The sequence below is a fragment of the Mucilaginibacter sp. P4_C11 genome, assembly GCF_056402115.1.
In genome coordinates this window covers 1-26,654 of the sequence record NZ_JBFUIA010000019.1, presented here as the reverse complement: position 1 = coordinate 26,654, position 26,654 = coordinate 1, and the positions used below count along the sequence as shown (strand labels likewise).

25 protein-coding genes are annotated in these 26,654 nt (G+C 43.4%); 8 read left to right on the top strand and 17 right to left on the bottom strand.

Translation table 11 applies throughout. The features are described from left to right. Positions 1-14 precede the first annotated feature (14 nt). From AC1DU2_RS17965 to AC1DU2_RS17900, 14 genes are all read right to left on the bottom strand, one after another. Positions 15-569, bottom strand: a complete 555-nt coding sequence (locus tag AC1DU2_RS17965) for a type 1 glutamine amidotransferase domain-containing protein (protein ID WP_477385715.1) — start codon at positions 567-569, stop codon at positions 15-17. 120 nt (positions 570-689) lie between these two features. After that, positions 690-1,130 (bottom strand): hypothetical protein, encoded by a 441-nt coding sequence (locus AC1DU2_RS17960; protein ID WP_477385713.1) that lies wholly within the window; start codon positions 1,128-1,130, stop codon positions 690-692. A 15-nt stretch (positions 1,131-1,145) separates the two neighbouring features. Then, positions 1,146-2,045 (bottom strand): LysR substrate-binding domain-containing protein, encoded by a 900-nt coding sequence (locus AC1DU2_RS17955; protein WP_477362654.1) that lies wholly within the window; start codon positions 2,043-2,045, stop codon positions 1,146-1,148. Positions 2,046-2,080: 35 nt separating this feature from the next. Continuing rightward, positions 2,081-2,863: a hypothetical protein gene (locus tag AC1DU2_RS17950; RefSeq protein ID WP_477362656.1), complete on the bottom strand. Its 783-nt coding sequence runs from the start codon at positions 2,861-2,863 to the stop codon at positions 2,081-2,083. Positions 2,864-3,077: 214 nt separating this feature from the next. Then, positions 3,078-4,499 (bottom strand): COG3014 family protein, encoded by a 1,422-nt coding sequence (locus tag AC1DU2_RS17945; protein ID WP_477385711.1) that lies wholly within the window; start codon positions 4,497-4,499, stop codon positions 3,078-3,080. 54 nt (positions 4,500-4,553) lie between these two features. After that, entirely contained in the window at positions 4,554-5,147 is a 594-nt protein-coding gene (locus AC1DU2_RS17940; RefSeq protein WP_477385709.1) for a penicillin-binding protein activator LpoB, read from the bottom strand. Between the two features lie 47 nt (positions 5,148-5,194). Further along, positions 5,195-5,602, bottom strand: a complete 408-nt coding sequence (locus AC1DU2_RS17935) for a hypothetical protein (protein ID WP_477385707.1) — start codon at positions 5,600-5,602, stop codon at positions 5,195-5,197. Positions 5,603-5,894: 292 nt separating this feature from the next. After that, positions 5,895-6,902 (bottom strand): aspartate-semialdehyde dehydrogenase, encoded by a 1,008-nt coding sequence (locus tag AC1DU2_RS17930; protein ID WP_477385705.1) that lies wholly within the window; start codon positions 6,900-6,902, stop codon positions 5,895-5,897. A 243-nt stretch (positions 6,903-7,145) separates the two neighbouring features. Continuing rightward, on the bottom strand, positions 7,146-7,898 hold the full coding sequence (locus AC1DU2_RS17925; RefSeq protein ID WP_477358496.1) for an SDR family oxidoreductase: 753 nt from the start codon (positions 7,896-7,898) through the stop codon (positions 7,146-7,148). A 79-nt stretch (positions 7,899-7,977) separates the two neighbouring features. Then, on the bottom strand, positions 7,978-8,571 hold the full coding sequence (locus tag AC1DU2_RS17920; protein WP_477385703.1) for a Crp/Fnr family transcriptional regulator: 594 nt from the start codon (positions 8,569-8,571) through the stop codon (positions 7,978-7,980). Between the two features lie 73 nt (positions 8,572-8,644). Next, a complete protein-coding gene (locus AC1DU2_RS17915) occupies positions 8,645-10,084 on the bottom strand; it encodes a rubredoxin (protein ID WP_477385701.1) in 1,440 nt (479 codons plus the stop codon). Positions 10,085-10,088: 4 nt separating this feature from the next. Then, a complete protein-coding gene (locus AC1DU2_RS17910) occupies positions 10,089-13,607 on the bottom strand; it encodes a molybdopterin-dependent oxidoreductase (RefSeq protein WP_477385699.1) in 3,519 nt (1,172 codons plus the stop codon). A gap of 144 nt (positions 13,608-13,751) precedes the next feature. Next, positions 13,752-15,041, bottom strand: coding sequence for an MFS transporter (locus AC1DU2_RS17905; RefSeq protein ID WP_477385697.1), 1,290 nt, complete (start codon positions 15,039-15,041; stop codon positions 13,752-13,754). 116 nt (positions 15,042-15,157) lie between these two features. Further along, positions 15,158-16,699 carry an alginate export family protein gene (locus AC1DU2_RS17900; protein WP_477358507.1) on the bottom strand — a complete coding sequence of 514 codons (1,542 nt, stop codon included), beginning with the start codon at positions 16,697-16,699 and terminating at the stop codon, positions 15,158-15,160. 440 nt (positions 16,700-17,139) lie between these two features. Between AC1DU2_RS17900 and AC1DU2_RS17895 the strand changes: the two genes are divergently transcribed. Next, positions 17,140-17,835 (top strand): Crp/Fnr family transcriptional regulator, encoded by a 696-nt coding sequence (locus tag AC1DU2_RS17895; RefSeq protein ID WP_477358509.1) that lies wholly within the window; start codon positions 17,140-17,142, stop codon positions 17,833-17,835. On the opposite strand, the gene nirD is transcribed toward AC1DU2_RS17895, so the two are convergent. Both nirD and nirB read right to left on the bottom strand, forming a co-directional pair. After that, positions 17,836-18,186 (bottom strand): nitrite reductase small subunit NirD, encoded by a 351-nt coding sequence (gene nirD / locus AC1DU2_RS17890; protein ID WP_477358511.1) that lies wholly within the window; start codon positions 18,184-18,186, stop codon positions 17,836-17,838. A 78-nt stretch (positions 18,187-18,264) separates the two neighbouring features. Continuing rightward, positions 18,265-20,760 carry a nitrite reductase large subunit NirB gene (nirB, locus tag AC1DU2_RS17885; RefSeq protein ID WP_477385695.1) on the bottom strand — a complete coding sequence of 832 codons (2,496 nt, stop codon included), beginning with the start codon at positions 20,758-20,760 and terminating at the stop codon, positions 18,265-18,267. Between the two features lie 288 nt (positions 20,761-21,048). Between nirB and cobA the strand changes: the two genes are divergently transcribed. The 5 genes from cobA (at position 21,049) to AC1DU2_RS17860 (ending at position 23,645) form a co-directional block, all read left to right on the top strand. Further along, positions 21,049-21,777: a uroporphyrinogen-III C-methyltransferase gene (gene cobA / locus AC1DU2_RS17880; protein ID WP_477385693.1), complete on the top strand. Its 729-nt coding sequence runs from the start codon at positions 21,049-21,051 to the stop codon at positions 21,775-21,777. Between the two features lie 6 nt (positions 21,778-21,783). Further along, positions 21,784-22,152, top strand: coding sequence for a DUF7009 family protein (locus AC1DU2_RS17875; protein WP_477385691.1), 369 nt, complete (start codon positions 21,784-21,786; stop codon positions 22,150-22,152). Positions 22,153-22,448: 296 nt separating this feature from the next. Next, positions 22,449-22,760: an ArsR/SmtB family transcription factor gene (locus AC1DU2_RS17870; RefSeq protein ID WP_477385689.1), complete on the top strand. Its 312-nt coding sequence runs from the start codon at positions 22,449-22,451 to the stop codon at positions 22,758-22,760. Between the two features lies 1 nt (position 22,761). Further along, positions 22,762-23,220, top strand: a complete 459-nt coding sequence (locus AC1DU2_RS17865) for an SRPBCC family protein (RefSeq protein WP_477385687.1) — start codon at positions 22,762-22,764, stop codon at positions 23,218-23,220. Further along, positions 23,217-23,645 carry an LIC_13387 family protein gene (locus AC1DU2_RS17860; protein ID WP_477358524.1) on the top strand — a complete coding sequence of 143 codons (429 nt, stop codon included), beginning with the start codon at positions 23,217-23,219 and terminating at the stop codon, positions 23,643-23,645. Before AC1DU2_RS17865 ends, AC1DU2_RS17860 begins: the two co-directional genes overlap by 4 nt. 101 nt (positions 23,646-23,746) lie before the next feature. On the opposite strand, the gene AC1DU2_RS17855 is transcribed toward AC1DU2_RS17860, so the two are convergent. Next, entirely contained in the window at positions 23,747-24,349 is a 603-nt protein-coding gene (locus AC1DU2_RS17855) for an FMN-dependent NADH-azoreductase (RefSeq protein WP_477385685.1), read from the bottom strand. 112 nt (positions 24,350-24,461) lie between these two features. On the opposite strand from AC1DU2_RS17855, the gene AC1DU2_RS17850 reads away from it, so the two are divergent. Together AC1DU2_RS17850 and AC1DU2_RS17845 are read left to right on the top strand one after the other, a co-directional pair. After that, complete coding sequence (locus tag AC1DU2_RS17850) at positions 24,462-24,815, top strand: winged helix-turn-helix transcriptional regulator (protein WP_477358528.1); 354 nt, start codon at positions 24,462-24,464, stop codon at positions 24,813-24,815. A 156-nt stretch (positions 24,816-24,971) separates the two neighbouring features. Beyond that, positions 24,972-26,285 carry a glycosyltransferase family 39 protein gene (locus AC1DU2_RS17845; RefSeq protein ID WP_477385683.1) on the top strand — a complete coding sequence of 438 codons (1,314 nt, stop codon included), beginning with the start codon at positions 24,972-24,974 and terminating at the stop codon, positions 26,283-26,285. Positions 26,286-26,654 lie beyond the last annotated feature (369 nt).

Genomic DNA, 26,654 nt, shown 5'->3' with positions numbered 1-26,654 from the left:
TAATCATGCTGGGTTTAAGCGCCGTGATGCACGCCTTCGGCAATCTCTTCAATGGCTTTTCGGTTAAAGGCATCCAGGTCGGCAGGGGTGCGGCTTGTTACCAGTCCGTTGTCAACCACCACCTCTTCATCAATCCAATCGGCTCCTGCATTTATCAGGTCGGTTTTTAAAGATGGGTATGAGGTAAGGCGGCGGCCATTAATCAATCCCGTTTCAATAAGCACCTGCGGGCCGTGGCAAATGGCTGCTACCGGTTTTCCTTCATCTAAAAATGCCGATACAAAAGCTACTGCATCTTTATTTTGCCTTAATTTATCGGGGTTTAGTACACCGCCAGGCAAAACCAAGGCATCATAATCATCGGGGCTTACTTCGCTCAGTTGTTTATCTACATTAATTTCGATACCCCAGTTGGTTTTGTCCCATGCTTTTATTTTGCCTGCTTTAGGCGATATCACATGAACAGTTGCTCCTGCTGCTTCCAGGGCTGCTTTTGGGCTTGTTAACTCAATCTGCTCAAATCCTTCTTCGGTAAGGATAGCTACCTTACGATCATTTAAACTTGCCATAACTGTATATTTTAATTATTACTATAATAAATTAAGTACAATATAAATACAGGCCAACGGTTAGATGGTTTCAGGTATTTTAAAATAGATGGGGATGCAAATTTTGCTACTTTATAAAACTCAGAGTACGTGGATATCATTTAATTCGAGCCCGAAAAAATCAGCTCCCTGTAATATTCTAAATGAGGCAGTTAAGTCGCTCCAGTGTCCGTCTATAGGCAGGTCATAAAAAACATCACCAATTATCTCAAATTCTGGTGAGCCATGGTTCCGACTCAAAGGAGTGTCGAAAAGTGAAATATCCTTGTATATATTTTGATTGTTTATGTCAAGTACAGCGGTTTGGGGCGATGTTACCTTATGAATGATATCCAGCGTTTGATCGGGCAGGCCATATCCATTAATAACTTTCTCTAAAAGAGATGGCGTCCACTGATAGTAAGGGTCGTGCCAGGTCAATTCAAAAGCTTCAGTATATTTTTCTGCCGATAGTAACTCCATCCAATAAATAACGGCTTGATGTATATCTGCGTTAGATGATGATTTTAACTTCAGTGGCATAATGTATTTTGTAGGTCAGCTTCCTATATGCTCCAACGCATAATTGATAAAGTTACTCGTCAGCCCATAATCTTCCGTTCCCTTACGGCGGATGAAAAAGAAATCGCGGGTAATTTTCAGGCCTTCGATGGGTACTTCAACCAGGTCGCCTTCGGCCAGTTGGCGGATGATAGATGGGCGGGGCATAAAGCCAAGGCACTGATCGGCCAGCAGGAAGTTTTTAAGCGCTTCGGTGCCGCCAAGACGGATTTTTACCGATAGGTCGGCCGGTTTAATGTGCAGTGCCGACAGTGATTTTAAAACCGCGTTCAGTGTTCCAGAACCCCGTTCGCGCACGGCCAGTGGCGTTTTAACAAACTGCTTTAAGGTTAGCGATTTGCCCGCCAACGGGCTTTTTGCCGAGCATACCGGGATCACCTCATCGCTCATGAAAGGTTTATAGGATACTGTTGTGAGTTTATTATCAACTTCGATAATGCCGATATCAACCTCGTGATTCAGTAAGGCATTCAGGATATATTCGGAGTTGCGGTTTACCAGCTGTACATCCACATTGGCGTACTCGCGCTGAAAGCCCGATAGTATTGACGGTAAAATATATAGCGCAATGGTAGTGCTGGCCCCTAAGCGCAAATGGCCTGCTGCCTGCGACAGGTTGCTGAGTACCGACAGGTCATATTCAATTTTGCGTTCAATTTCGGTGGCTTGCTGCAGGTATTCGTTCAGCTTATTGCCCGCTTCGGTAAGCAGGATGCTGTTGCCCTTTCGCTCAAACAAGGGTACTTTATATTGATCTTCCAGGGCCTTAATATGCTTGCTTATAGCGGGCTGCGTTACAAACAGCACCTGTGCAGCCTTTGAAAAGCTCAAATTGGCAGCAACTTCCATAAAAACACGGTGGGCGAATGAGATCATAATTTACATCTCAAAGATAGTAAAAGGCCCCGGCGCTAACTCTTTACTTTCTCGAAAAACCTTCCGGTAAATTTATAGGTGATAACCTTGCGGGTCATTTTGCCGCTGAAATCAACCAGGGGGGTATGTATTGTTTTTGTAGTATAATCAAATGTGATGCTCGGGAAAGTATCCCAATCGGCCACCGATTGCAGGTTATATTCATAATACAGGCGGCTTAATACGGCAGTAGGGGTTTTTACCATGGGCACACGTCCGTTCAGCACACCTTTTTCGATAGCGTAAGCACGAATGCCCTGCCCGGCTTTACTGGCCGACATTACCGAGTTGTAGACAGCCAAATACATGGTTTTGTTATTGGCCGTAAAAGTGTAAATCTTGGGGAACCAGTAGGCTTCCTTGCCCGGCGGGTCCATTTTTAACAGCGATAGCGTTTGGCCGTTAACCTTGTATTGCAGTATGTTATCAAAATCGTACCCACCATTGCCCAGCCGGGTATCCCAGGAATACGTACGGAACAAACCATCTGCCGAAGTTGCGATAACCATACGCTCTTTTACCAGCGATGTGAATTTTAAATCGATAGTAAAAGGGTATTTGGATGTGTAATATTTAAGTTTGAAGGCAAAGATGCTGTTCATCTTCTTTAGGGAATCAACAGCTTTCCATTCCTTTTTGTGCGTGCCATAGTAATTAACGCGCTTAAAAATCCGTAACAGGTCGGCCTCAATGGCCTGCGGACTGCTGATAGTTTGGGCAGATAGATTGGCTGTGATAAAACAGCAACATAAAACAACGACGAGCTTAATGGCTTTCATTGGTAACAAGTTAGTAAAAATCGGCCGCAATTATAAATAATAGTTGAAATTTATAACTATATCGGGCTATCTGCATTTTACCTTATCAAAACATTGCCCGTTGAATTTGTAGGTAATGTAATTATTTGTTACATCCTCGTAGCCTGCAACGGCGGGTATTTTATCGTTTCTGCTGTTTCGTTGTAACTAAATTTATTCAACTATTATTCATGCCCTACCTTAACGTTGCATAATTATAAAACTGCATTGTTCCGTTACCTTGTATCTCAATTGTTTTGGTTTCGGTAGTGCCCTGGGCATTTTTTAGTACGATGCTTACTTTGTTAGCCCCTTTTTGCAGCGGTACGCGGGCATAGGAAATAGATGAAGGCAGGGACTGCCAGTTGCGGGTATCGGCCTTTTCAGATAACAGGCTGTAAAGTTGTACACCATAGCTCAGCCCTTCTAAAACGCCGTTTGTTTTACCATCGCTTGTGGCTGCGGCACGCAGGCCGTATTCGGCCATTTTTTTTACAGCAAGCCTTGCAAGCACTTTGCCCAGTTCTTTTAAAGTACGCTGCTGAAGCGTTTTAAAAGCCAGCTCATTAATGTCCTCGGCTTTTTCAAAAGGTATTTGTTCATTATTTACACTGATACTGCCGCTTAAATAATAAGGCGTTTGGGCAATATATTTTGGAAAAGCTACCCGCAAACTTTCTACAGATTTCAGGTTCAGCCTGTTCCTGTCGCCGTTATAGTTAAAGGGGATCTCTAAACCTGCCCCGTTAACAAAAAACAACCCGCCATCGCTATGCCTCACCAGGCTAAAAAATAAATCTTCCTGTGTTTTAACCGGGGCAAGGCCGTTTTCCCAAAACAAGATCAACTCGCCGCCTTCGGAGGGTTGATTAGGAGTGTATGGAATACCAAATGTTTTCTCAAACTGATCGGCCTCTGTTGTAAAGCCGTTCAACATGGCTGTTCTGATCACATCCTCCTTTAGCCCCAGGGGCATCGGCGTGCCATAATAAGTTTGATCGGGGTTTTTCAGATAGATCTCGGCGGCGTTGCGGTATGATATAAAGGCATTGTTTACATCGTTATTACGTTCGTAAAGCATGCCCTGGAACATCAAGGCAAAGGCATCGTTTGAGTAACGGTTGTCTTTATTGTTAAATTTATCGCCCTGGTCCTGCGCCTGCAGGGTGATGCGGCGGGCCTCAACAATGGCATCTTCGGTATTGTTCAGATAAAGGTAATTCAGCGCCTTATAATAGTGGATCATGAATTTTTCAAAATCCTCGCCTTTATATGTTTGCGACATCGAGTTAACCAATAAGCCAACGGCCGCGTCGGCCGCACCGCTTAAGCCACTATCCAATAATTGATCGGCATTGTTGAAATACTTATTGCTTGATTCATACTCTCCTCTCAGGTGCGCCACCCGCCCTTTCTCCATCAGGTACAGGAGTTTATTGCGCGGCTTTTGGATGAGGCCATTATTATCCAGGTCTTTTTCGGCCTGGGGATAGTTACCAGCATAAACATTTTTGTAATAAGAAGTAAGGCTTTGGTTGTAAGTGGTACAACCAAATAAAAAAAGCATCACCCCTATAACTGGTGATGCGCGGAAAAAACGCGTACGTATGTTTATCATTTTAAGCTGTAAGCAACCCTGAACATGGCGTACCAGCGCCAGGGCTTACTTACTTTAATTTGTTACGTATTTGGCTATTTTTTTCTCACCAATCCAAACCACTTCGTTTGTTTGAATATTGGTAAGTTCAAGGTTTACCTGGTAGTAAACAACCTTTTTGCGTTTGTGCGAATCAACTATCGAATTAATAGAGCCTTGCAAAATATAATCGGCACCGTTTTCTAAACCAAACTGTTTCATGCTTGATACGGTAGCATTGGTTTGCTGGTCGGCTTTTTCGGCACGCAGTTCTTCGCGTTTTTTGCCACCCTGTACCAAACGCACCTTTTGGGTTTGAATAAATGAGCTTTCAATATCCTTTAAAAAAGTCTCGGCATCAATATGTTCATGGCTTTTGTTTTGGACAAAGCCCACAATTACTACCGGCTTTTTGCCCTGGTGATCGGTTTGATGAGTCTGGATCCAGCTTGCGCCTAAAATTTTGCCGGTTAGTTCTTCGGCAGCCATCCGGGAGTCGCTGTTATTCCAGTTACCGCTTACATCTATAGTTTGATCGGTGCTAACGCGTGTTACCTGCCTTGAGCATGAGGCAGCAAAAAGTGTTGAAACTGCAAGTGCAGCAATGGTTAAAATGTTATTAAATTTCATTGATAGTAGGTTGTTAAATTATGATAGTAAGTGATGCGTGGCGCTATTTAATACCAGCCAAAACCAATTCCGATACCGGAACGGCCTCCGCGGTATCCGCCGCGCCCCCAGCGGCCGCCAAAGCCAAAGTTGATTGATGGCGAATAGTAATTATCGTAAATTCCCCATGACGGTGTATAATCGAAGTAGCCATTCATGCGTTCCTGGTGCCTCCATTCACGGTTTTGGCGGCGGCGTTCCAGCTTAGCCTCGTACCAGTCATAGGCTTTGTAGGTATCCTGTATGGTTGTGCCCTGTAAGCTGGTAAGGCTATCTGCACCGCGGGCATATTTAGCCTGGCTTTCTTTATATCGCGGGTTTTGATCGGCAAGTAAAGCGGTTTGCTGCGCACTAACCGCACCGCTGTACAAACTACCCAAAGCGGCAACGGCTGCTATAATTATCTTAGTTTTCATTGTGAAATAAAATAATGTAATTGAAATACAAATGACGCTATTAAACGTAATAAGTTAACGTAGATACACCGTTAAATTATGTTAATAAACATCTTTTTACTTAATTATGAGGCAGCAGTTAACTAACAGGCAGGGTTGGCCATGTTAACGGGGAGCTTTTATATAAAAACAGGGATAATCAACCGACTATCCCTGTTTTTAAGTTTTATGTTGATCAGGAGAGTGGTTGATTGAGTTAACCAAGCGATTAAAACCATTCACCTAATCCCCCCAATCAACTACTCACTAATACCTATGCTTCAACCGGCGCGCCAATCAAATGCTTTGCCGCCAGATATTCTGCAATTTGCACGGCATTGGTAGCAGCGCCTTTGCGCAGGTTATCTGATACTATCCAGCAATTTAAAGTATTATCCTGGCTTTCGTCACGGCGTAAGCGGCCTACAAAAACATCGTCTTTATCGTGCGCGTCAAGCGGCATTGGGTATTTCAGGTTGGCGGTATCATCAACCACCACAATACCTGGCGAATTGGCTAATAGCTCGCGTACTTCGCTCAAATCAAAATCATGTAAAAACTCGATGTTTACAGACTCTGAGTGACCGCCCATAACCGGGATGCGAACGGTGGTAGCAGTTACCTTAATGCTGTCGTCGCCCATTATCTTTTTAGTTTCCAGGATCATTTTCATTTCCTCTTTGGTGTAACCGTTATCGGTAAACACATCAATTTGAGGTATCACGTTCAGGTCGATAGTGTAAGGGTAAACCTTTGGTCCATCAATTCCTTTGCGCTCGTTAAATAACTGGTCAACAGCTTTTACGCCGGTACCGGTTACCGATTGATAGGTAGATACTACCACGCGTTTAATTTTATATTTATCGTGCAGTGGTTTTAACGCCACTACCATTTGAATAGTTGAGCAATTTGGGTTGGCAATAATTTTGTCCTCTGCAGTTAATACATCGGCATTTACCTCGGGCACAACCAGTTTTTTGCTTGGATCCATACGCCAGGCCGATGAGTTATCAATAACTGTAGTGCCTGCTGCCGCAAAAAGCGGTGCCTGCTCCAATGAAGTACTGCCGCCGGCGCTGAAAATTGCAACGTCCGGCTTCATCTTAATCGCATCCTCAACAGAAACTACCTTAAACTGCTTACCCTTAAAAGTGATTTCTTTACCAATACTTTTTGCGGAAGCTACGGGAATTAATTCTGTAACGGGGAAGTTGCGTTCTGCCAGAACCTGCAACATTTTGGTGCCTACTAAGCCAGTAGCACCTACTACTGCGACTTTCATTGTGTGTGTTAATTTGTTAAATAATAAACATTAAACCCCAAATATGCACATTTTTTGGATAATCTACCGAATTGGTAGTTAAATAGGGGCGAAGTGAGGGGCGTTTTGTTCCCCTGGTGAATTATTGGAAAAAAAAGGCAACACTAATTTGAACAAAATATTAGAAAGGGCCGGTTTTTGCAACCGGCCCTCTAACTCATTTAAACGGTGTAATTAACGTTTAATGGGTTATAAATCCCATAATTATAAATCGCGGAAGCCGCCATCCAGCAGTAGATCGCCGCCTGTCATGTACGATGAATCATCGGATGCGAGGAATAGAAAACCTTTGGCCATTTCATCAACCGTACCAGCTCTTTTCATTGGGGTTACCGTTACAAAAAACTGGTTCATGGCATCTTCCTGTTCCTGGGCAAAGCCAGCCTTTTTAAATATAGGCGTATCAATAGAACCGGGCGAAAGTGCATTGACGCGGATGTTACGGTCAACAAGTTCGGCTGCAAAAGCCCTTACTAAGGCACGCTCGGCAGCTTTTGTTGATAAGTAAACCGAGCCCCCTGCAAGGCCTTTGTTGGCCACAGTTGATGAAGTGATAACGATTGACGCGCCATCGTTAAGATAAGGCAACGCTTTTTGAACGGTGAAGAAAACACCTTTGTAATTGATATCGCTTACCTGGTCAAACATTTCTTCGGTAACATCGGCAATTGGTGCCAGGTACACAATACCGGCATTTACTATTAGTATATCTATTTTACCAAAGGTGTTGTTAACCTTTTCATAAACAGGGGCGATGCTTTTAATGTTGGCCACATCGGCTACAAAGCCAATGGCATTACTGCCAATTTGGGCTACTGATGTTGCTATGGTAGCTTCGTTGCGGCCTGTAATGGCCACCTTTGCACCTTCGCTTGCAAATAATTTTGCCGTTGCAAAACCTATGCCGCTGTTACCACCTGTAACTACGGCCACTTTATTTTTTAATTTACCTGACATTTTTGTGTTGTTTTAATAACACAAAGGTGCTACCCCAGTAAAAAATTAACGATGAACCAGGTTAGGAAATAAGGTTGAACTACTTCAACTTTTTGCGTACTTTATGGTTGCGGATTTTAGAAAGGAACTCGGTAGTCATACCAAGATAGGAGGCAATAGCATACTGTGGCAGGCGTTGGGCTACCGAAGGGTATGTTTCTAAAAAATCACTGTACCGCTCTTCGGCTGTACGCGTTAAGGTGGAGATAATCCTCCGCTGATGAAAAGCGGCGGTACGTTCGGCGGCCATTCGGAAAAAGGTTTCGAATTGATGTTTGGCTTGTTTTAAATGCCCTTCAGTTTCGAAGTCTATTTGTAGTACGATACTATCTTCCAGCGCCACCACAAACATAGTTGCAGGCTTCTGGTATAAAAAGCTGTTAATATCCGATATCCACCAATCCTCGATTGCAAATTGAATAGTGTGTTCAGTCCCTTCGTTATCAACAACGTACGAGCGGAATGCGCCTTGCAGAATATATGTCCGGTGTTTGGCTATAAAGTCGGGCTGAATAATGAATTGCTTCTTTTTTACCTTTTTTAATTTAAAGCCAGCTAAAAATTCGGCAAGGTCGTCGGGCGACAGTGTTACTAACCTTTGTATATATTTTATAAAGGGGGTTAAGTCATCCATCAATGTAAAAATTATAACAAGTATAATTAAATATTATGAGAGGGACACTTGATGGTTTTTTTAAACAAACTTGCTACGCCACGCAAACCAGTTCCTTGTAATCCTCCTTACCGGCCCCGCAGGTAGGGCACTCAAAACTGCTTAGCCCGGTAAAGGGTATACCGGGTAAAAGCCCGTTTAATTCATCGCCATATGCTTCATCATAAATAGTGAAACAATTTTTACACTGGTGTACTATTTTTTGATGAGTTGCTTTGTGCATGTCTTCCCTGCCTGCAATAGTGGCCGATTGCACAATATTGCTTTGCTGCTCATAAAATAAATCGCAAAGTGCAATCAAATGCCGGCCAAGGTCGGTTTTGGTTACGCCTTGCTTGTACACTACAAATTCGCGGGTATTGTGGTTAAAATCGCGGGTATGCACAATTTCAAACTCATCGGGCTTGCGCTCGCGGATCATAATAGAGCCGTAGATCCCCGATTTTGGCGACCGCTTAATAGCGAAGCTGAGCCGGTAAGTGCGCAGGTCGGCTTCCTCAAATTCGCGTACCAGCTGTTGTTTTAAATCAAGGCATTGGCTGCACAGGTCCTCTACCTGCCAGTTTAATTCGTTTGAGGCGTGCCTTATGTTAACCCTGTATTTGTTCAACAAATTGCCCCATAATGGCCTGTGTTTAGCCTCGATGTTTTTAACCAATAATGATTTCCACGGACTGATATACAGCTGCCCCACCCGGGTTTGCATACACAGGTTGCAGATATCTTTCAAAAACCCGATATCAAACAATTCATTGCGCCTGTAAATGCCCAGCCAATATTTATTACCCTGTTTGTTAAAACCCTCATAATAAGGTAACTGAAACTCGGGGATATTTAACGGCTGGTCTATTTGCTGAATCACAAACTGATTATTGGTAGCAACCAATTGATACAGCAAACCGGCGTTAACCTCGGCCTGGTCATAAAATAATGGCTTATTGGCAAATATTACCTGTTGTACAGCTTTGCACAAAGCGGGGATATCGTCTGAATAAACCAGCACAGGCCAGCAATACAGGATATTGGTTTTAGGAAACCTGATATACAGATACCAGCAATTACTTACCGGCGACGAGATAAAATTAAAGTTGCCGGTAAAAAAAGGAGCGAAGGTTTGGTTGCTGTCAACCAGGTTTATTTTTAACTCGGGCTGATAATCAAATAGGTCGAAAATGTCTTTGTAAACGCCTTCCTTCAGCCAGTTTTCGTGGTTGAAAATTCCATCGGCAATATAGGAACTGGTAATATTGGGGAACTGATCGCCATTAATTTCATGATCGATGCCGGCGCCCAACATATCAAACTCCAGGTCTTCCAACTGGTCTGCATCCACTTCAAAATAAAGCTGCTGCCTGTTACCGAAGCGAATTTGGGTCGCCCCGGCATTTTGGGCGATGATAAGCATTTCGTAAAAATCGCCGGCAGAAGCTACCCCGCCCGGCAGGTTTATTTTAATCAGTTGCTTTTTTTTCATCTGCTTATACTTTTATTAATTGCTGCTGTAAAACCTCTTCCAGCAGGCGTTTCACCTCCGGCCTGCATGATCCGCAACCTGTTCCGGCCCCGGTTTGGCTGCAAACATCTGCCAGTTGGGTACAGCCGGCAGCCACTTTATTGCGAATGTTATCGGCCCCAACGTTATTGCAGCTGCACACCAATTTACCTAAAACAGGCTCGGCGGTTTTACCACTGCGCAACAATTGGAGGCGTTTGTCGCTTAGTTCAGTCTTATTGGCTATCAATTCCTTAAATTCCTGGAACTCGCCTTTATCGCCAATTAAAATAGTGCCCACCAGTTTATCCTGGTGAATAATGCATTTTTTATAGTAGCGTTTGGCTTTATCAATAAATACTATTTCCTCATAATCTTTATTGTCCGGGCATTCAGATAAGCCAATGCTGCATAAATCAAAGCCATGAATTTTGATAATGTTCATGAACAGGCTGCCTTTATAATAGCTGCCAATATCGCCATTCATGTAACCGGCTACTACAGCGGCCTGCTGTTCTGCAGCAGCGGTGATGCCATACAGCGTGCCGTTAAATTCGGCAATTTCGCCAATGGCATATATGTTAGGATCGCTGGTGAGCAGCCGCTCGTTTACAATTACGCCCCGTTTAATATCAAGGCCGCATTCTTTGGCAATCTCCAGGTTGGGGGTTGTGCCAATAGCCAATATCATGGCATCGCAGTCAATTTTGCGCCCGCTTTTAAGGCCTATGCCGGTTAGTTTGCTACGGCCATAAAATAGCTGCACCTCGTCATCATAAAAAATATCGCAGCCCTGGTCGGCCATTTCCTCATGTAAAAGCCTGCTGCCCAGTTCATCCAGTTGACGGTTTAAAAACCGGGATGTTCGCTGGATGATGGTGATGGTTACGCCTATTTCGCGGAGGGAAGCTGCCATCTCCAAACCCAGTAAACCACCGCCAACTATAACCACATGGCCGTTTTTGGGTACATGTTTTTTAAAGTTATCGGCATCGTTACGGCTGCGCATACTAAAAATTCCTTGTAACGAGGGTACATTTTTGGGGATAGCCGCCCGGCTGCCGGTAGCCAGCAGCAGTACATCGTAATAGGTTTTTACCCCACGGCTATCCAGCACATATTTATTGCCACGGTCTATTTTTTCAATACTTACACCGCGTAACAACCTTATTTTAAATTCAGGCTCCTCCTCGTCGGTCATTTTTATCAGCTGCTCCCAGCTTTGTTCGCCGCTGATGTAATCGGGCAGCATTACACGGTTATAAAAAGGATATTCTTCTTTACTGAAAATGGTTATCTCATCGTCCTTATTCAATTCCCGGTATGATCGTACAAAACCGTGCGCGCCCGCACCCGCGCCTACCACTACAATGCGCTGAAAAGGTTTTTTATATTTTTGAACGCTTACCGCGCAATACTTAAAATCCGGCTCTTTTGATATTGGATCAACCGCATCATTGGTAACGTTGTTGATGCGGTGCAAATCGTTATTGAGTATTTTACCCCAGTGCATCGGCACAAAAACAACCCCTTGTTTTATCTCCGGCGAAATTTTTGCATTTACATTCACCTCGCCCCTGCGAGATTTGATAATGGTAACATCACCGTCTTGTATATTCAGCTCAATGGCATCAAGCGGGTTTATCTCCATAAACGATTGCTTAATGTGCTGGTTAAGCTTGTTCACCTTGCCGGTTTTGCTCATGGTATGCCACTGATCGCGGATGCGGCCGGTAGTGAGTACAAATGGAAAATCCTCATCAGGCATTTCGCTGGTTAGGGTATCCGGAACAGCGCTGATGCAGGCATTACCGGTTTCGGTATAAAACTTTTTATCGGTGAATAAGCGCGGTGTCCCTATAGTTACATTCCGTTTTTTATAGGGCCATTGTACCGATCCCTGTTGTTTAATGATATCGTAGGTTAACCCGCTGATATCGATATTGGTTTTGGCGGTTAGTTTGGCATGCTCGGCATAAATTTCTGCGGCGCTTTTAAAATCAAAACCTTTGTACCCCATTTTTTTTGCAAAGCGACAAATAATCTCGCTATCCGGAATGGCTTCACCGGGAGGGTCCAATACTTTATTCAGGTAGCTGATGCGCCGCTCGGAATTGGTCATGGTGCCTTCCTTTTCGGCCCAGGCGGCGGCGGGGAGTATCACATCGGCATAAGCCAGGGTTTCGGGCTTGTTGCTTATCTCCTGTACTACCACAAACTTTGCCTTTTTGAGCGCTTCTTCGGCCAGGCGTACATTGGGCAAACTGGTTAACGGGTTGGTGCACATGATCCAGATGGCTTTTAAGCGGCCATCGTTCAAAGCCTCAAACATTTCGGTAGCGGTAAGGCCTGGCCTGGCGGCTATTTGGGTGCCGCCCCAAAACTTTTGTACTTCTTCGCGATGTAAAGGATTGGCCAGGTTACGGTGCGCCGGCAGTAAGTTGGCCAGGCCACCTACCTCACGGCCCCCCATGGCATTGGGCTGCCCGGTTAATGACAGCGGGCCCGAGCCTGGTTTACCAATATGCCCGGTTATTAAATTGAGGTTGATGAGGCTTAAATTTTTGTTTACGCCGATAGCACTTTGGTTTAGCCCCATGGTCCACATCGAAATAAAGCCTTTAGCTTCGCCAATGTATTGGGCAGCAAGGCGAATGTCGCTTTCGCCCACGCCACATATCCGGGCCGATTCGGCCAGTGTGCGTTCAAATACTATTTTGCTGTATTGTTCAAACCCATCAGCATGTTTGGTTATAAAGTCAACATCAATATCGCCGTTCTCTATCAGCACCCGGCCAATAGCATGGTTAAGCGTAACGTCTGTACCGGGATTTAGCTGCAGGTGCAAATCGGCAATGCTGCAGGTATCGGTTGCCCGTGGGTCAACTACTATAATTTTAACATTTGGGTTGGCCGCTTTGTGGGCCTCCACCCGTCGCCATAAAATAGGATGGCACCACGCGGGGTTGGCGCCGGTAACGTAAAAGCAATCGGCCAGTTCAATGTCGTCATAGCAAAGTGGTACACTGTCTTCGCCAAGTGCTACTTTATAAGCCACCACCGCGCTGCTCATGCACAGGCGCGAATTGGTATCAATATTATTACTGCCTATAAAGCCTTTCATCAGCTTGTTCACCACGTAATACTCCTCGGTAAGGCATTGCCCCGAAGCATAAAACGCAACCGAATCGGGCCCGTATTTGTTGATGAAAGTTTTAAAAACAGCCGCTGTACGCTCCAATGCGTCATCCCAGCTTACCCTTTGCATGGGCATACTTTTGTTATAACGCATTTGCGGGTACAGCAGCCTGTCTGTTTTGTCATTGGCTGTGTAGTGCAGATTAAGCCCTTTGCTACATAACATCCCTTTATTCACGGGATAATCTTTATCCCCCTCTAAAGTAATGCTGCCATTTTTCTCTTTATTAATAACAACGCCGCAACCCACCCCGCAATAACAGCAGGTACTTTTTAACGTATTAACAGAGCGTTTATTTATAGACATTTTTTTAGTGCTGAAAGCAGAAGGCTTTATTTAAGCTGAAAGCAAAAAGCACAAGGCTCAAAGCTTTCTTAAATTTTATTGAACTTAAACTAACTGCTTTTAATTTTTAGAGCTTTGGGCTTTCAGCCTTCTGCTTTTGGCTTATTAAGCTACTGCAACCATCGGCTCTTCTACTTCTTTTGTAACTATTTGTTTTTGAAAACGGGTTATCAACACAATTACAGATACTACCATAACAGCGATGCCGATATAGGTAAAAGCCTGCACGTAAGTGATGGTTGTTGATTTAAACAAGAAGCCGAACATCATACCACCCAGGTTACCGCCCGCACCAACTATACCGCTTACCATACCAACGTTTTTACTGTTGATGAAGGGTACAATACCATAAGTGGCGCCATTTGACATTTTAAGGAACAGCGCGAATGAAAGCATAGAAATAATAGCAGCAGTAAGGTTGCCAGAGTTGGCAAACAAAATAAGCCCTGCACCTTCTAATAACAATACCCCCGCAAGCAATAAGCCCTTACCGCGCATGCCGAATTTGCCGCCAACTTTATCTGATACGATGCCGCCCAACGCACGGGCAAAAATGTTCATGAAGCCAAAAATACCCGCCCAAAAACCGGCCGAACTTTGCGACAAATGGAAGGTATCTACAAAATGCAACGAGGCTACGTTGTCAAAAGTAATCTCCATACCAAAACACATGGCATAAGCCATCGTGAGGGCCCAAACACGCCAGTCGGCAAGTATCGACCAATCGGTTTTTGAAGAACTGGCTTTGGTGTATCCTATTTCGTCATAGTTACCGTTGGGCGTATCCTTGGTATATTTACTATATATAAATGCCATAATCAGCATCAACACACCCGGTACTATCATGGCGTAACGCCATGCTTCGGCTTTGGTAAAACCTGCGCCAACTATGGCGGCAAATATTAACGGCATTACCATATTGGTTACCCCACCACCCAGGTTGCCCCAGCCACCTGTTACGGCATTGGCTGTACCCTTTATATTTGGTGCAAACATCATAGATGTATGAAACTGCGTAATCACAAATGACGAACCTATTACGCCAATAGCCAGGCGGAACAACAGGAACGAAGTGTAATCATGCGCCAAACCCACCAAAAAAACTGGTAATGAACCTATAAGTAATAACCTTATTGCAGTTTTACGTGGCCCCCAACTATCGCAAAGCTTACCAATAATAAGGCGTGCTATAATGGTGGCAGCTACAGATGCTATAATGGTATTACCTACCTGTGCTTTGGTTAAATGCAGTTCGGCACGTATGGTTGGCATTAATGGTGCCAGGCCAAACCAGCCAAAAAAGCACACAAAAAACATAAGCCAGGTAGTATGGAAGGTGCGCATTTGAACGCCCTTTAATGAAAATATATTGAGTTTGGTCAGTTGTTTTTCCATGATCGGTTTTTTTAGCTAAAAGCTGAAAGCGCAAGGCCGAAAGCTTTTAGTGTTTTTATTTTAATTTTTACCATTCTTTGCTTTGGGCCTTAAGCCTTCTGCTTTAAGCTCCCGTATTATTTATTCAAAAATTCCGGTTTGATGTTTAGCTGCAGGTAGGCCCAAAACGGGTGTAGCTTGTTGGCGCCCGGCGTTAAGCTTTTGGCATATTCCATACTACGGGTTGCTGCCATGTATGATAAACCCAAATCAACCGTAGTAAACTTATTAAGCTTATAGCTGTTGGTTAAATCAAACTCGGTACCCAGGTATTTGCCAACGGCCTGCCCATCTGTCCCTTTTTGATCCTGGGCCAACAGGAAATAATGGTTAGCCAGTTCGGTGCTAAAACGTTTATTATCTGAAAGGTATTTGATTTTCAAATAAGGGTTGCTTAAACCGCCTGTTGGCGAACCGCTGCCAGCGTAAAAGAAATCCATATAGCCCCAGAATTTATGCGGTGTACCATACAGCGGATCAAACCGGTGGTTGGTTTTTGAGGTTGATAAAGCATCGTTGCCTGAAAGGTAATCCCAGCCTGCGGTATAGCCCCAGTTTTTTCCTTTGTATAATAAGGCCACTGTGTAGGTATAGGCGCTCAGGTCAAGGCCGTCTTTATCATGGCCGCCCTGGTAATAAAAACCTCCGTTTATGCCCCATTGGTCTTTATCGCCAAATACGGGGTTTACCAGTAAACCGGTTGTATATCTTGTATTTACACCGGCCTGGTTAAAGCGGCGGCCGTAAATGTAACCTTCATCTGTGCCAGATACATTTTTTACCGAATCAAGCTTATACTTGCCAAATTGGTCTGCCAAAAACAGACCGGATATTTTTGTTTTATTGATTTTTTTGGCAACATATAAATATTCAAGCGACTTGTAGTTTTGATTTAAGCCGTTGGTACCCGGTGGGTTTAAAAATGATGGGCTTCCTGTTTTTGAGCTAATGCCTGCAGCATTAACCAGCGGTATAAGGCCGGCCGGCGTATTGGCCAAATTGCCTTTGCTATCCTTTACCGTCGCGGGCACGTTTGCAGGCGTATAATAGGTGCCGTTGTAATTAGTAGCATCGGAGCTTTGGTTAAAGGCTAAGCCCAGGTCAAGCTGCCAGCCCGATTGCTGTAATTTAAAAACGAGTGCATCATGCCTGCGGGCTTGCTGCAACCAGTCTGATGCGCCTAACAGGCGTTCATCGTCATAAACAAGTTCCTGGCGGCCTGCTTTAATGGCAAAATAATCAACAGGAGAGAATTTGAAAGAGGTGTCTTTTTTATTGGAGAGGACTAATTCGGCCCAGGCCTCGTGAACGCCTAAACGATTACCATCATTAATAGTGATGGTTGATGCATCCTGGCCCCAAAGCCTTACATCCTGTACGGATGCCTGGAAAATAAGGCGGCTGCTTTTATAATTAAAGGTAAGCCTCGTTCGTTGCGATACAAAGGCCGCGGTTTTATTACCAATTGGCTCTAAAGTTCCATAACCATCACGTAACTCGCCCCTTGTTTTAAGCTGCCCGGTTACAGATAGCTGTGCCGATGCATTATAGGAAACAAAACATGATATAATTAATAGAATTTTACCAATGGTGTATTGATTAGATACATTTTTGTACATTTGAGTTGGTTTTTTATTTGTTAAAGCGATTAAAAACTGGACTAACCCTGTCTGGGAATGCGACCTCCCGGCAGGGCTTTTTTTATATTTTTTTGATTTTTACCATAAGCGACTTCTTTTTTATTTAAATGTTCATTTAATTAGTATAAATATATCTTATTTCATGGTTAGATGCAAATTAATTCGATTTAAAGTTGATTTTTATGATTAAAATCATGTAAATGTTGATTTTTTAGCAAAAATCTAAATTTATTACCTTAAAAAATTACTAAAATGTGTTTTTGATAATTTTTAAATGCGTGTAAAATGAATTTTTTGCAATAAATTCGATGAAAAATATGAATTCATTGAATTATTTAGGTTTAAAACTCGATAATTTCGAACAAAATATAATTTAACTGGTTTTTAGTGCTGGTAAATAGAAAAATTTATATCCTGAAATGAAAAAAAAGGCTCAGTGCGATAATCAAACTTGTTTTTTGTGTAAAAGCTGCATTAAAGAGTGGCTGCCGGCGGTTGCGGCCAATAAAAAAAACTTCGTTGTTAAAAAAGGACAGGTTATTTTTAGTGAAGGCGACCCGGTTACCGGGATTTACTTTGTTTACGAGGGTAATGTAAAGGTTCATAAAAAATGGGGAGCCGATAAGGAACTAATTATCCGCTTTGCCAATAAGGGAGCTATTTTTGGGCATAGGGTTTTGGGCAAGCATGCTACGCATTACCCCATTTCGGCAACTGCGTTAGAGGCTGGTATTATATGTTATATAGATATGGAGTTTTTTGAGGCTACCTTAAAAGTAAATCCTCAATTTACTTATGAATTGATGTTGTTTTTTGCTGATGAGCTGCAGGAAGCAGAAAAGAAAATGCGCAACCTGGCGCATATGCCGGTAAAGGGGCGTGTAGCCCACGCCTTAATAACCCTTAAAGATCAGTTTGGGACTAATGATGAAGGTCATGTTAATATCGAACTTACCCGGCAGGATCTGGCTTCATTTGCGGGGGCAACTTACGAAACCGTTTTTAGGGTGGTTAATGAGTTGATACAAGATGGCATTGTTACCACCAATGGCAAAAAAATAAGTATAACCGACCTGGATAAATTATTTGCCCTTACTCAGGATACCAGCCTTTAGCTACGCTACGCTTATAAATACTTTTCCGTCAATTACTTTAACGGGGTAGGTTTTTATAGCCAGTTCTTCCTCGCCGATGCATTCGCCGGTAAGTAACGAGAATGCTTTTTTGTGAAACGGGCAGGCCACCTTTGGTTCGCAGCTTTCGCCGGTACTGCCAATCATTCCCCGCGAAATAGCCATTTGCTGCTTATGTGGGCAAAGATTTTGAGTGGCATACCACTCGTTGCGGCGGGTAAAATTAAATATCGCTATCTGCTCATCGCCATGTTTAATGCACGATCCGCCATTTTCGGGCACATCATCTACATAGCAGGCCATTATCCATTTGGTTTCTATCGCTGTTTCCATGTTGTAATTGATTTTTTATGCAAGCGTGTACTAACCCACGCCCGCATATTTTTGACTTTTGATTTTTGACTTTGAAACCTACCACCCTTTGGCTTTTACCTGTTCGCGCATTGGCTCAAACTGAGCGGTTGGGTCTTTTTCTTCGGGCGCGTTAATAAAGTGGGCGAAGCGCTTGCGCATGGCCGGGCTTTCAATAACCTCTTTCCATTCGCAGTGATAAGTGTTAACCAACATTTGCATTTCTTCTTCCAGCTGTTCGGCCAGGCCCAGGCTATCGTTTACAATTACGTTTTTAAGATAGCTCATGCCCCCATCCAGCTTGTTAAGCCAGGTTGCGGTACGGGTTAGCGGGTCGGCGGTTTTTATGTAAAACATCAGGAACCTGTCCAGGTATTTTACCAACGTTTCCTTATCAATATCGGTAGCCAATAACAAGGCGTGCTGTGGTTTAGATCCGCCGTTGCCGCATACATATAAGTTCCAGCCTTTTTCGGTGGCTATGATTCCAAAATCTTTTGATTGTGCTTCGGCGCATTCGCGTACGCAGCCGCTTACGCCACCTTTGAGTTTGTGTGGCGCACGGATGCCCTTGTATCTGTCTTCAATCTCGATAGCAAAGGTTACGCTATCATGCAAACCAAACCGGCACCAGGTACTGCCCACGCAGCTTTTTACTGTACGCAAAGCTTTGCCGTATGCGTGGCCGCTTTCAAAACCGGCATCTATCAGTTCTTCCCAAATTAATGGCAAATCGCTTAAGTGTGCGCCAAACATATCAATACGCTGGCCGCCGGTTATTTTGGTATATAAGCCGTACCGCTTGGCAACCTGTCCAATTACTATCAGTTTATCTGGTGTAATTTCACCGCCGGGTATGCGCGGCACTACAGAATAGGTGCCACCTTTTTGGATATTGGCCAAAAACCTGTCGTTGCTATCCTGTATTACCTCCTGTTTTACTATTACATCGTTCCAAAGGCTTGATAGTATACTGGCAACAACCGGTTTGCAGGTTTCGCAACCGTCGCCTTTGCCGTAATGATCAAGTACCAGGTCGTAATTCTTAAGCTTATTTATTTTTACCAGGTCGAACAACTCCTGGCGCGAGTAATCAAAATGCTCGCAGATGGAGTTTTTAACATACTGTCCGTTCGCCTTCAGAGTGCCTGCAATTAAATCTTTCACCATTGGCACGCAGCCGCCGCAGCCTGTGCCTGCTTTGGTGCACTTTTTCATGCCATCGATACTGGTAACGCCACCATCAGCTACCGCCGAGCAAATTGCGCCCTTGGTTACCGCCTCGCATGAGCAAATGAGCGCATCGTCGGGCAGGTTCATTACCCCGGCACCTTCGCTTGCAGCGCCCCCTCTTGAGCCTAATATTAAATCTTCAGGATCGGGCGGGAGTATAATTTTATTATTAACGGTTTGCAGCAGCATGTTGTAAGCTTCTGCGTCGCCTATCAGAATACCACCCAGTAGGTTTTTGCCGTCATTGGTTATGTTAATGCGCTTGTAAATGCCCTTATGGGTATCTTCAAATAAAATGGTGCGGCAATCGGGTTCGGTAATAAAGGCATCGCCAAAGCTGGCAACATCAACGCCAATCAGCTTAAGTTTGGTGCTCATGTCGTAACCGTAAAAAGATTTATCGGCCGCGGTTAAATGAGCGGCCGCAATATCAGCCATCTCATAACCGGGCGCAATCAAACCATATATCATGCCCTCGTATAAAGCACATTCGCCAATGGCGTAAATATGCTCATCACTGGTTTGCATTTTTTCGTTCACTACAATGCCGCCGCGGGTACCTACGTGCAGGCCGGCCAGTTTTGCCAGTTCATCGCGTGGGCGGATACCTGCCGATATTACCAACATGTCTACTGCAAGCTGGCTGTCGTCATTAAACTTTAACGATTGGATTTTTTTATCGCCGGCAATAGCGGCCGTGCTTTTATTTAAATGAATATGCAGGCCCAGCTGGCTTAACTTCATCTGCAGCATGTTGCTCCCTGCCGAATCTATTTGCCTTGGCATTAGCCTTGGTGCAAATTCAATAACGTGAGTTTCGGTAATGCCTAAATCTATCAGGGCTTTGGCGGCCTCGAGGCCAAGTAAGCCACCGCCCATTACAGCGCCCGATTTGGCATTGCCAGCAAAGGTTTTTATCAATTCAAGATCTTCGATGGTGCGGTATACAAATACGCCTTCTTTTTCTATCCCCGGAATGTCGGGCACAAAGGCAGATGAGCCGGTTGCCAAAACCAGGTAGTCGTATGTAAGGGTAACGCCTTTTAAAGAGTGGATGGTTTTTGCGGTGCGGTTAATCTCCTGGATAGGATCGTCTAAATGCAGCGCGATGCCATTATCGGTATACCATGATAAAGTGGAAAGCGACAGGTCATCGGCGGTTTTGCCATTAAAATACTCGCTAAGATGCACACGGTCATAAGCGTGACGGGGCTCTTCGCCAAAAACAATTATTTGGAACTGGGTTGATCTGGTTAAAAGTTTTTCGCAAAACTTATAACCTACCATACCGTTGCCAACAACAATAATGGTTGGTTTTGACATATTGGAATTTTTTAAATGTTAAAGCAATTTTTAAACTTAAATGAACCAAATGCGACCCTGATTTCATTTATATCACAATAATAAGTCAAAAAAACAGCAAATAAAAATTTATTTTAAGTTTTTTATTAAATAAATCATGTTTATTGATGTTTTAATTGTTAATTTAGTGCTAATGATATAATTTATATCATTATTTATGTCAATCGTAAAGTTTGATTTTAACATTTTGGCAAAATCATCAAAATAAAATCGGCAAAAAGCCTGTTTTTTGATATAAAATTTCAAATTATGCAAAAAATAATTCAAAATTCGGTTCTTTTTGTGCTAGGTGCCGGCCCGGGAGACCCGGAATTGATAACAATGAAGGGATATAAGGTATTACAGCAGGCAAATGTGGTATTATATGACAACCTGGCCAATAAAGAGTTGCTGGATATTTGCCGTGATGACTGCGAAAAGGTATATGTAGGCAAGCAGCCTTACGGTGATTATACCCCACAGGAAACAATTCACGAACTGATTAAGCATTACGCTTTTACCAAAGGCAATGTAGTGAGGTTAAAGGGTGGCGATCCGTTTATATTTGGCCGCGGCTTTGAGGAGATTATTTACGCCAGGCAGCATGGCATAACTACCCATTATATACCGGGCGTTACCAGTATGCAGGCGTCTGGCCTGCAGGATATTCCTTTAACCCACCGGCAGGTAAGCGAAAGTGTTTGGATGGTTACCGGAACCAAAAAAGATGGCAGCCTATCGGCCGACCTGGCCTGCGCCATGCAAAGCAACGCCACTGTAGTTATATATATGGGAATGAAAAAGCTGGCCGAAATTGCCCTTGCCTACGTTACATCGGGTAAAGGCCATACACCTGCCGCTATTATTCAGCACGCATCGCTACCTAAACAAAAATCGGCACGGGGGCAGGTTAAAGACCTGATAGCAATCGCCGCCGAAAACCAGCTTACCTATCCGGCTATTATTATTATAGGCGATGTGGTTAACGTTAACAATTAAACAAGTATGAAAATCAGGATAAAAGGAAACTCGCTGCGATATCGCCTTACCAAAATCGATGTAGAAACCTTTGACAGGGATGGTTACCTGGAAGAAAGTACCAAATTTGGTACCCGCACATTTAAATATGCCCTGCAGCGTACCGAAACCGAATTTTTATCGGCAGATTTTACTGATAACACCATTATTATGTATATGCCCGATGCTTTGGCGCTTGAATGGACCAGCACCGACCGTGTTGGCTATGAAAACAACAGCAGTGAGATGTATCTGCTTGTTGAAAAAGATTTTAAATGCCTGGATAATGTAGCCGAAGACCAGAGTGATAATTATCCAAACCCTTTGGTTGAAAACTTTACGAAAAGAAAAGTATAACGCAGGTTATAAGAGCTCAGCTATTCCAGCAATCGAGGCTTCTCTATTGAAATCGCCTTTCAGTTCTGTCAATCTTGCGCTGCGGTACACTCCGCAATATGAGGTGGTTATTTATACATCCCGCAGTTCTCTGCAAATAAGCCTCCCGGTCTTAATGGCTACGAATAATCTTAGTTTGGAAGCTAACAAGCAATAAATCAGTCTACAACCTGTAATATTTTTTGCTTTTTATTTGCATGAATGAAATTTAATGGTAAGTTTGTACTTACGGTAAGGTATTGCTTACCATTTATAATATGATGAGCGCCTGCGAAAAAGCCTTTAATGCATTAGGAGACCCGACCCGGAGATTAATCTTCGAAAAACTGCGCGACCGGCCGCTGGCGGTTGTTGATATTGCCGATGGATTCCCTGTTAGTCGCCCGGCGGTATCGCAACACCTGAAGGTTTTAAAAGAGGCCAAGCTGATAAGCATTCATCAGCGGGGTGCTAAAAACATTTACCACGTAAACAGGGAAGGTGTTTTGGCTATGCGCAATTACCTCGACAAATTTTGGGACGATGCGCTGGCGGCGTTTAAACTAATTGCAGAACAACAAGAACAATAGCATGAATATCCTAAACTTAACATCCATCAAAAAAGAGTTAACAGTTGAGGCTTCGCAAGCCACAGCTTTTAAGGTTTTTACCCAAAAAATGGACCTGTGGTGGCCCAGAACACATCATATTGGCAGTACACCGATGACCGAAATGGTGCTGGAACCCAACTTAAATGGCCGTTGGTACTCCAGGCACGAAGATGGTGCCGAAGCCGAGGTTGGATACGTGAGCACCTGGCAACCCAACGACCTGCTGGTGCTGGTATGGCAAATCAACGGCGATTTTAAATTTGATCCTGCCCTTGTTACCGAGGTAGAGGTGCATTTTATAGCCGATGGGCCTAAAACTACCATAATTAAATTTGAACATAAAAACCTTGACAGGCTGGTGGGTGCCAAAGCTGTTGAAAGTATGGATCAGGGTTGGGGCCATATTATGGACCTGTACAAGCAAATTGCCGAACAATGACAGCCAAACTATTATTACGCATTGCGGCAATATTGATGTTGCTGCATACCATAGGCCATACCATTGGTGCACTTACCTGGAAAGATGCGCCAAACCCTGCAGTTGGCCAGGTTGTTAGCGGTATGCAAAGCCAACACTTTGATTTCATGGGCAGGTCGGTAACTTTAGGCGGATTTTTTGAGGGGTATGGTTTTACCATGATAGGCGTATTGCTGCTGGTTACTATTTTTTTATGGTTGTTTAGCAGTCAAAGTACTAATCCTTTAACCAAAAGCCTGTTGCCGGTGCTGGCATTATTTCTGCTGGTGATGGGTGTTATCGAGTATATTTATTTCTTTCCTTTTGCGGCTGTATTTTCATTTTTGGCCGGCCTGTGCTCGGTTGCTGCGCTGGTTGTTGTGAAGCGAGGTAAATCAATGATATAGGCACGAATTAGACACGGATTATTTCGAATTGCAGCAATTATTTCCAAAACTGGGTCTTCTGATTCGTGCAATTCGAAATAATCCGTATCAATTAGTGTGTATTAATTTAATTGGATACTACTGATCCCTTTTTCAAGTGCGGTATCCTGTACGCCCGGTATTGCAGAACCTTCTACCCGGAATACAGTAATATCTGAGATGCCAATAAAGCTGAAAATATGTTTAAGATAAGGCTCTGCAAAATCAAGCGGTTTCATGGGGCCGTCAGAATAAATACCTCCCGACGCCATGGCGATGAAAATTTTCTTCCCGTTAATTAACCCTGCAGCGCCATTTTGATCGTATTTGAAGGTAACGCCCGATCTTACGATATGATCTATCCATGCTTTTAAAGCAGAGGGAATACCAAAATTATAAATCGGTGCGCCAATCACAATAATATCTGCTTCGCGGATCTCATCAATGGCATCGTCCGAATGTTTAGCGGCCAGGATGTTTTCTGGTGTGCGGCTTTGTGCCGGAGTAAAAAACGAAGCGATTTGCGCTTCTTCGAGATGTGGAAATTGCTCGTTTACCAGGTTATTTTCATGAACGGTACTGCCCGGGTATTTGGCAATTAACTGTTCAATAATGGCATTGCCTAATTGAATGCTTAAGGACGTGGCACCCCGTGGGCTCGAAATAATATGCAATATCTTTTTCATGTTCTTTTTGTTTTAATACCACCAAATCTATTTACATTTGGTTATAAAATATTAGTAGTATACAAAAGGTTAGTGCTATCCTTTTGTATACTGTATTGAAAATCAAATTATTATGGATAATAAAGTAGGGCTTTCGCCAGATTGTAACGCGGTGCTTACGCCCATTGGCGATGCCCTGTATGTAATTGGCGGTAAGTGGAAATTGAGGGTAATTGCCGCGTTAAGGGATGGGGGTAAGCGTTTTAACGAGATACAGCGTACCGTTGATGGCATTTCGGCGAGGGTATTATCGGCCGAGTTAAAGGAATTGGAGCTGAATGGTTTTATTTCAAGAACGGTGCATACCCAAACTCCCGTAGTTGTTGAATACCGGGTAACTGAGTATGCCGATACATTGAGTGATATACTGCTTGCCCTGGCCAAATGGGGCACTATGCACCGCGATAAGCTGCGAAGAGAGCGGTAATGCTAAGTAAGCCACCGGTGCTTTTTGCCCACCCAGCGCGTTGGCTAATGAAACGGGTGAAAATATAAAACAGTATAGACGCGCAACCTTTTTTCTGTTGTTTACGAATATCCAATGGCAACAGCCGTTATTTCAACAATGCGCGTTAAAAACCATATGCAATTAACACTTAGCCGCTTTTCCCAAAAAGGAAGGTGGAGCAAAGCAGTGGTGCAGTTAATATCGGCACCACTGCTTTGGGTTTTGCTTTTAAGTGGTATTGTTCGCGCTGTTTATTATTCAGTTTTACAAAATACCATAGCTGTTGATACGGCCAGCTACCTAAACTATAGCGCCAATATATTAAAAGGCGAAACCGAAGGCCGCCGCACGCCATTATATCCGTACTTTATAAAACTGGTAGGGTTGTTGGGGCACCAGAATTTAATTGACCATGTGGTATCAGCCCAAATTCTGCTATCGTTTTTAAGTATTGTTGTTTTTTATAAAATAAGCCGATCGGTTTTTAAAAATCAGCGTGTTGTATTCGCCGCGTCGTTATTATATGGGCTAATGCTGCCTGTAATTAATTTTGATAAGGTGGTTATTACAGAGTCGCTTTCTGTTGGCTTTAGCCTGGTTTTTATTTATTTAATGGTTTGCTATTTGCAAAAGCCTACGCACGTAAAAGCCTGGATTGCTACATTGTTTGTATTTATAGCCATTATGCTGCGCCCATCTTTTATTTATCTGCTGCCCCTGCTTATTGTATTTTGGTGTTTAAGGCTGATAATTTGTAAACAAGAGCGCAAATTTTCTTTATCCGGATTGGCGGCCTTGGTAGTGGTAGTACTTTTGTTATCGGGCTACTCGGCTTTAAATAAAAGGCATGCCGGCTTTAACGGTATTTCGCTTGTTGGCAACAATAATGAAATGGCCGTAATAGTAAGTGCCGGTATTTACCACAGCGGCAGTGACCCCGAAATATCGGCAGCGCTGCAATATAATATCAACCTGGAGAAAAAGTATCCGGACCGGCATATTCCGGGTATAAATATTATGGCCAGGTTTAACCCGGATAGGGTGCACCAGTTTATTGTTAACTGCATTAAAAACCAGCCCGGCGCTTATTTACAGCATATTGGCGGCAAGCTACTTGCATTACACAATGCCAATATATTTACCAACTACGCCGACCATGAGCTTAGCCCGCTGGCATTCAGAATTGAAAAAATAGAATACCTGGTTTTTAATATTCCCTTTATGGTATTGTACGTAGTGATAGTCGTCGATTTAATGATGTTTATTGCCTCATGGATAAAGAGGAGGAACGAGCCCTGGCTCAGGATTTTTTTGTGGTTAATTATTACGGGCCAGCTGGCTGTTGCAATGATGGCTGGTTATTCTGAATACCAGCGGCTGATACTGGCTGCCATACCTGCGCTTATGATTGTTTTATTTAATTATGTTGATAAGCAGTTTTGCGATTGACAGAACTAAGCGATCTGAAATCAATGCCTTAAACTACCTCATTGCGAGTATCCATCCGGCAAAATCTGAAAAAAAGTTATGACATGCGACGGGTATAGTTAAACGAATGTTCTAAAACTCCCGTCATTGCCTTTAGATTAGCTTTAACAAAATAGTATAGGTTATTATTATTGTTGAAGCTTTCTTTTTGCTTCTTTTTCTTTGTTAATAACCTTGATTTTTGTGGATAAAGTTAACAACGGTAAGGGTGCATTATCGTCATTGCCAGGCTTGAAGGCCTATGCCTCGATTGAATCCCTTACCGTTTGTTTTAAACTGTGGCATCAAATAGAAATTAGAGTTTGGAAGGCTCATTAGTAAGGTATTGAT

Coding starts and splice junctions, on each gene's coding strand:
- AC1DU2_RS17910 (WP_477385699.1), bottom strand. CDS start 13,607: ATGTCTATAAATAAACGCTCTGTTAATACGTTAAAAAGTACCTGCTGT.
- AC1DU2_RS17895 (WP_477358509.1), top strand. CDS start 17,140: ATGAAAAAAAAGGCTCAGTGCGATAATCAAACTTGTTTTTTGTGTAAA.
- AC1DU2_RS17915 (WP_477385701.1), bottom strand. CDS start 10,084: ATGAAAAAAAAGCAACTGATTAAAATAAACCTGCCGGGCGGGGTAGCT.
- AC1DU2_RS17950 (WP_477362656.1), bottom strand. CDS start 2,863: ATGAAAGCCATTAAGCTCGTCGTTGTTTTATGTTGCTGTTTTATCACA.
- AC1DU2_RS17955 (WP_477362654.1), bottom strand. CDS start 2,045: ATGATCTCATTCGCCCACCGTGTTTTTATGGAAGTTGCTGCCAATTTG.
- AC1DU2_RS17945 (WP_477385711.1), bottom strand. CDS start 4,499: ATGATAAACATACGTACGCGTTTTTTCCGCGCATCACCAGTTATAGGG.
- AC1DU2_RS17925 (WP_477358496.1), bottom strand. CDS start 7,898: ATGTCAGGTAAATTAAAAAATAAAGTGGCCGTAGTTACAGGTGGTAAC.
- AC1DU2_RS17850 (WP_477358528.1), top strand. CDS start 24,462: ATGGATAATAAAGTAGGGCTTTCGCCAGATTGTAACGCGGTGCTTACG.
- AC1DU2_RS17845 (WP_477385683.1), top strand. CDS start 24,972: ATGCAATTAACACTTAGCCGCTTTTCCCAAAAAGGAAGGTGGAGCAAA.
- AC1DU2_RS17900 (WP_477358507.1), bottom strand. CDS start 16,699: ATGTACAAAAATGTATCTAATCAATACACCATTGGTAAAATTCTATTA.
- AC1DU2_RS17860 (WP_477358524.1), top strand. CDS start 23,217: ATGACAGCCAAACTATTATTACGCATTGCGGCAATATTGATGTTGCTG.
- AC1DU2_RS17930 (WP_477385705.1), bottom strand. CDS start 6,902: ATGAAAGTCGCAGTAGTAGGTGCTACTGGCTTAGTAGGCACCAAAATG.
- AC1DU2_RS17935 (WP_477385707.1), bottom strand. CDS start 5,602: ATGAAAACTAAGATAATTATAGCAGCCGTTGCCGCTTTGGGTAGTTTG.
- AC1DU2_RS17870 (WP_477385689.1), top strand. CDS start 22,449: ATGATGAGCGCCTGCGAAAAAGCCTTTAATGCATTAGGAGACCCGACC.
- AC1DU2_RS17865 (WP_477385687.1), top strand. CDS start 22,762: ATGAATATCCTAAACTTAACATCCATCAAAAAAGAGTTAACAGTTGAG.
- AC1DU2_RS17960 (WP_477385713.1), bottom strand. CDS start 1,130: ATGCCACTGAAGTTAAAATCATCATCTAACGCAGATATACATCAAGCC.
- AC1DU2_RS17920 (WP_477385703.1), bottom strand. CDS start 8,571: ATGGATGACTTAACCCCCTTTATAAAATATATACAAAGGTTAGTAACA.
- nirB (WP_477385695.1), bottom strand. CDS start 20,760: ATGTCAAAACCAACCATTATTGTTGTTGGCAACGGTATGGTAGGTTAT.
- cobA (WP_477385693.1), top strand. CDS start 21,049: ATGCAAAAAATAATTCAAAATTCGGTTCTTTTTGTGCTAGGTGCCGGC.
- AC1DU2_RS17875 (WP_477385691.1), top strand. CDS start 21,784: ATGAAAATCAGGATAAAAGGAAACTCGCTGCGATATCGCCTTACCAAA.
- AC1DU2_RS17905 (WP_477385697.1), bottom strand. CDS start 15,041: ATGGAAAAACAACTGACCAAACTCAATATATTTTCATTAAAGGGCGTT.
- nirD (WP_477358511.1), bottom strand. CDS start 18,186: ATGGAAACAGCGATAGAAACCAAATGGATAATGGCCTGCTATGTAGAT.
- AC1DU2_RS17940 (WP_477385709.1), bottom strand. CDS start 5,147: ATGAAATTTAATAACATTTTAACCATTGCTGCACTTGCAGTTTCAACA.
- AC1DU2_RS17855 (WP_477385685.1), bottom strand. CDS start 24,349: ATGAAAAAGATATTGCATATTATTTCGAGCCCACGGGGTGCCACGTCC.
- AC1DU2_RS17965 (WP_477385715.1), bottom strand. CDS start 569: ATGGCAAGTTTAAATGATCGTAAGGTAGCTATCCTTACCGAAGAAGGA.